The sequence below is a fragment of the Shigella sp. FC1967 genome, assembly GCF_001743005.1.
GTDB lineage: Bacteria > Pseudomonadota > Gammaproteobacteria > Enterobacterales > Enterobacteriaceae > Proteus.
In genome coordinates, this window is sequence record NZ_MIIZ01000674.1 from 1 (window position 1) to 4,982 (window position 4,982).

4 protein-coding genes and 1 pseudogene are annotated in these 4,982 nt (G+C 38.8%); 2 read left to right on the forward strand and 3 right to left on the reverse strand.

Features of this window, described 5'->3' with window-relative positions:
* Positions 1-59 precede the first annotated feature (59 nt).
* From BHE89_RS09410 to deoC, 3 genes and pseudogenes are all read right to left on the reverse strand, one after another.
* Positions 60-1,196 carry an RNA ligase RtcB family protein gene (locus BHE89_RS09410; protein WP_069368085.1) on the reverse strand — a complete coding sequence of 379 codons (1,137 nt, stop codon included), beginning with the start codon at positions 1,194-1,196 and terminating at the stop codon, positions 60-62.
* Between the two features lie 336 nt (positions 1,197-1,532).
* Positions 1,533-2,305 (reverse strand): annotated as a pseudogene (locus tag BHE89_RS09415) (DeoR family transcriptional regulator).
* 55 nt (positions 2,306-2,360) lie between these two features.
* The gene (deoC, locus tag BHE89_RS09420) at positions 2,361-3,029 is read right to left on the reverse strand and encodes a deoxyribose-phosphate aldolase (protein WP_069368083.1); all 669 of its coding nucleotides are present in this window, start codon (positions 3,027-3,029) and stop codon (positions 2,361-2,363) included.
* Between the two features lie 181 nt (positions 3,030-3,210).
* Here deoC and rbsK point away from each other — a divergent pair, with 181 nt between their 5' ends.
* Positions 3,211-4,131 (forward strand): ribokinase, encoded by a 921-nt coding sequence (gene rbsK, locus BHE89_RS09425; protein WP_069368082.1) that lies wholly within the window; start codon positions 3,211-3,213, stop codon positions 4,129-4,131.
* 235 nt (positions 4,132-4,366) lie between these two features.
* On the forward strand, positions 4,367-4,982 hold a 616-nt coding region (locus tag BHE89_RS09430), incomplete at its 3' end, for an N-acetylmuramic acid 6-phosphate etherase (protein ID WP_141008284.1).

The following is a 4,982-nucleotide window of genomic DNA, read 5'->3' on the forward strand; positions in this document are numbered from 1 at the left end:
TTTTTCAACCGCCAAACAGCACTCTTCAGGGCCTTGTGCAGAGGTGAATTGTAATAACATTACGCCATCTCTCCACTTGTTTTATAGGTGATCACGGGTTTTAAACGAGCGATAACTTCGATTAATCCAATACTCACCATACTTTCAATCACTGTCTCAATCGATTTATAAGATTGCGGGGCTTCTTCATAAATCAGTTGTTTATTGGCACAAATAATACGGCTACCTAATGCCGTTCGTGAAAGTTGTAAAGGGGTAAAACGGTGTGACAATCGACCTTTGCACTCTGTACGCATCCATTTTCTACCTGCACCATGAGGGAGTGAATGGAGGCTTAATTCAGACACAATGGGCTTAACAATATAGCTATAATCACCGCGAGAACCTGGGATCACCACGATATCGTGATGCGCGGGTGTTGCACCTTTGCGATGTAACCAACCTTGTTGACCATGTAATTCACAAGGCTCTACAAGATTATGATTTACATCAGAAATAACTTCACCTTGAGTGCGAATTTGGCGCATCATTCTTTCACCAATAAGGCGACGATTAATTTTTGCATAATCCAGTGCATTATTGTGAGCTTGCAAATATTTATTTGCATCTTCGGTGTTAGCCACAAGTCCTTTATGACCAAATTGTTCGGTATGGGCACGTAAGATAGATTGCCCAAAACCTCTCGATCCGCTGTGAACTAATAGCAATAACTGTTTTTTATTGATACCACTTTCAACGAAAAGTGTTTCATTAAGCACTTGGTCAATTTGTTGGAATTCAGCAAAGTGATTCCCCCCACCAATAGAGCCTAAAGAGCCAGCGAATGGGTGGTTTTGCATTTCAGTGGATAGATGCGCTTCTAGCCATTCTGAAGGTGCGATATCACGCATTTCACTCAGCTGTTTTTCGGCTTTATCTAAGTTGAGTTTGCTGTTTTTAAATTCAGTTTGAAAGAGTGTCATGCCACAGCCAATATCATTTCCGACTAAGGCAGGGTAAAAACGATTAACAGAAAAAAAGGCTGCACCAATAGGATAACCACGACCTGGATGTAGGTCTGGCATACCTGCGACATAAGCCATATCAGGAAGTTGAGCCGTTGTTTCTAGTTGTTGGATTGCTTTGCTTTCAATCCAAGTATTATCCGATGCGATATAACAAACGCGATCAGATAAATAATGAACACACTTGTCCATATACCAATCCATATAATGTAAAGGATAAAAAAATAAATTGATTGGCGGACAGCAAAAAGAAGGAAAAAAGGATTACTTCTGAGATTGTCCGCAAAGGGTATTCATATTTGTTGTTGTCATGGGATACCTCCTTGCAGCGATGTAAAATGGGTGAGAAATATTAAATCGCGGGGCATATGTAACCACTTTTTTTTTGTTTTAGCAATGAAAAAGTGGTGTGGTTTTCTTTATTTTAAAAAAAAGAATAAATAGATTTTTATTTTAATTTTAAAAACTGGTTTTTCTTTTTATTATTTTATTTTTAGTTAGCTTTTCTATTATTTTAATTTTAATAAATTATTTTTTACTGAGCTTTTTTCTGCAATAATCTTCATAATCATCCGTTAATTTTCTATCTGTAATGATAACGTCAAACTGAGCTAAATCGCCCATATTGCCTGTCGCTGTTTCATCAAAAAAGTGATATTTGGTGAGTAAGATCTTACGAATAGATTTATCCATCGCTTTTTTCTTCATATAAAGATCGTCGATGTTATAACAGGTAACGCCAAAATCGAGATGAACCCCTTCGGCTGAAATAAAGGCTTTTTTGGGATTGATGCTATCCAGATAAGAAGGTTGAGTCGGATTGTAGAATGAGTCACTTTTAGGGCGATATTCTCCTCCGCAGAGTAATACAGTGGCATTTTTTTTTCTGGCTTAATGCTAAAAATACGCGATGAGAATAACAGATCCCTGTGAAATGCAGATTATCGGGGATAAGTTCAATCAGCGCGGGAATAAGCTGCCCATTATCGAAAAAAAAGAACATCGCCGTCAGATACCATACCTGCAGCAAGATTAGGAATATGAAGTTCTGCCGTTTGATCTGGCGTAATAATATCAGAGGATGTTGAGATTAACCCTGAATGAGGCTGGGCTAATGCAACAATGTAGCCACCTAGTAATGACATTGGAAAAGGGTTTTCAGCGTCAGAACTTAAGTCGCGCCGAATTGTCATTTCAGAAACTTCAAGGATCCTCGCGGCGTCTTTAAGATGAATGCGACCTGAGCGTTTTATACATTCACTGAGGCGGCGCAAACGTTCGTGCTGTTTGGTCTCTATCACCGAAGGATCCTTGTATTATCGAGTAGCGTACTCCAAGAAAATAGACGCTAAATAATTAGTAAGTTGATTCAGGTGCATCTGAATCTGTTGCGATAGCGACACTTGCACTAGCGCCAATACGTGTTGCACCTGCTTTGATCATGTTTAATGCGGTTTGGCGATCGCGAACACCACCTGATGCTTTCACGCCGACTTCATCACCAACGGTTTTGCGCATTAAAGCGACATGATGTTCCGTTGCGCCCATTGTACTGTATCCTGTTGATGTTTTCACAAAATCAACGCGGATCTCACGACACATTTCACAAACTAAACGTACTTCGTCGTCAGTTAATAAGCAAGTTTCTAAAATAACTTTCAGAGTTGTATTACCGCAAGCTGCTTTTACTGCTTCAATATCTTGTTTTACGAAGTCTAAACGACCACTTTTTAACATGCCGATATTGATAACCATATCGACTTCTTGTGCCCCTTGACGAATAGCTTCAGCCGCTTCAAATGCTTTTGTTGCAGTTAAACCTGCACCAAATGGGAAATCGATAACACAACATACTTTGACATCACTTCCTTCAAGGCAAGTTCTTGCTAAAGGGATGTAAGAAGTGTTAATACAAACAGAGAAGAAACCGTGTTCAACGGCTTCAGCACACAATTTCTTGATTTGTGCTTCAGTTGTATCTGCTGCAAGAAGGGTATGATCGATATAATTAGCTAATGGACGCATAGTATATTCCTTGATAAGAAGATTGTTATTTATCACTCATGTTAGTTTGGCAACATATTAGTGCTGTTTTTAACATGATAACAATCACAAATGATATTTAAATAACATGATATTGTTTATACATCTATCATAATGTCACTATTTTAACATTTATAAATTTTACATAAGAGTAAGAGGCGCTATGGATATCGCAGTGATTGGTTCAAATATGGTGGATTTGATCACCTATATAGATAGGATGCCAAAAGAGGGGGAAACCCTTGAGGCGCCAGCATTTAAAATGGGTTGTGGCGGTAAAGGAGCGAATCAAGCGGTTGCTGCTGCTAAATTAAATTCAAAAGTGATGATGTTAACAAAGGTTGGCGATGATATTTTCGCGGATAACACCATCATGAATTTAGGATCTTATGGCATTAATACACGCTATGTTGAAAAAGTACCCGGTACAACAAGTGGCGTTGCACCTATTTTTGTGACTTCTCAATCATCAAATAGCATTTTAATTGTTAAAGGTGCGAATCAGCATTTGTCACCCGAAGATATTGATAGAGCAGCAGATAGTCTAAAAAAATGCAAAATAATCGTCCTGCAATTAGAGATCCCGCTTGAAACGGTCTATCACGCTATTGCGTTCGGTAACAAACACCATATTCCTGTGTTATTTAATCCAGCACCAGCGTCAAAAGCATTAGATCTTAAGATTGCGGCTCGTTGTGACTTTTTTGTTCCGAATGAAACAGAACTTGAAATTTTGACGGGGATGCCAATCACTACAATGGATGAAATTCGCGAAGCCGCATGTTCTTTATTACAAAAAGGCTTTAAGAATGTCATCGTTACATTAGGTGAAAAAGGGGCATTATGGATGAATGGTGAGATTGAAAAATACATTCCTGCCATCGACGTTGATGCCATAGATACCAGTGGTGCAGGCGATGCCTTTATTGGTTGTTTCTCCCATTATTATGTTCATACCAATAATATTGAAGAGGCGTTAAATAAAGCCGTGATGTTTTCTGGTTTAAGTGTTGCCGGAAAAGGCACACAATCTTCTTACCCTAGTATTGAAGAGTTTGGGCAGTTTTTAGCGCAAGCGAAGTAGTACACTTCTGCACTATCCTCTCTTTATATTCCACTTGTTATCTTATTTAGGTGACCAGTGGAATTCATTTTAAATCAATAGATTACTCTATTTTTATAATCACTATTGAATGTCTGACAAAGAAAAAAGGCTTAACTTAATGTGATTGATTTCACAAAGTAGTGACAAATACAATTGAAATGTAATTTCACTGGATGTATTTTTAATTGAAATTTAGTTTCATAAGGTTGTTGTGATGAAAGAAGATGCATTAAGCGAATGTCTTAAGAATGAAAGCAATCAAGAAACGACACAGTTTTCTGAATCAAGCGCTTTAGAGTTGGTTACGCTCATCAATAGTGCAGATATGACGGTTGCCAATGCAGTGAAAAAAGAATTACCTGCTATTGCTAAAGCGGTAGAAAAAATTACTGAGCGTTTGCAAAAAGGGGGACGTATTTTTTATGTTGGTGCCGGAACAAGTGGGCGATTAGCGGTACTCGATAGTGCCGAATGCCCTCCTACTTTTGGTGTCTCTCCTACATTAGTGCAGGCGATTATTGCAGGCGGTCATGATGCAATGCTAAAAGCGGTTGAAAATATTGAAGATAGCCAAGACGCGGCAATTGAAGAGCTTCAACGTCGTGACGTTAGTGATAACGATGTGGTTATTGGCATTGCGGCAAGCGGTCGTACGCCTTTCACTGTTGCCGCTTTGCAATATGGCAAAAAGTTAAAAGCATTGACAGTATCTATTACTACACGTGGCAAAAGTATGATGAGTGAAATTGCTGACTTATCTATTGCGCCAGATGTGGGGGCAGAGGTGTTAACAGGCTCCACAAGAATGAAAAGCGGTACGGCTCAAAAAA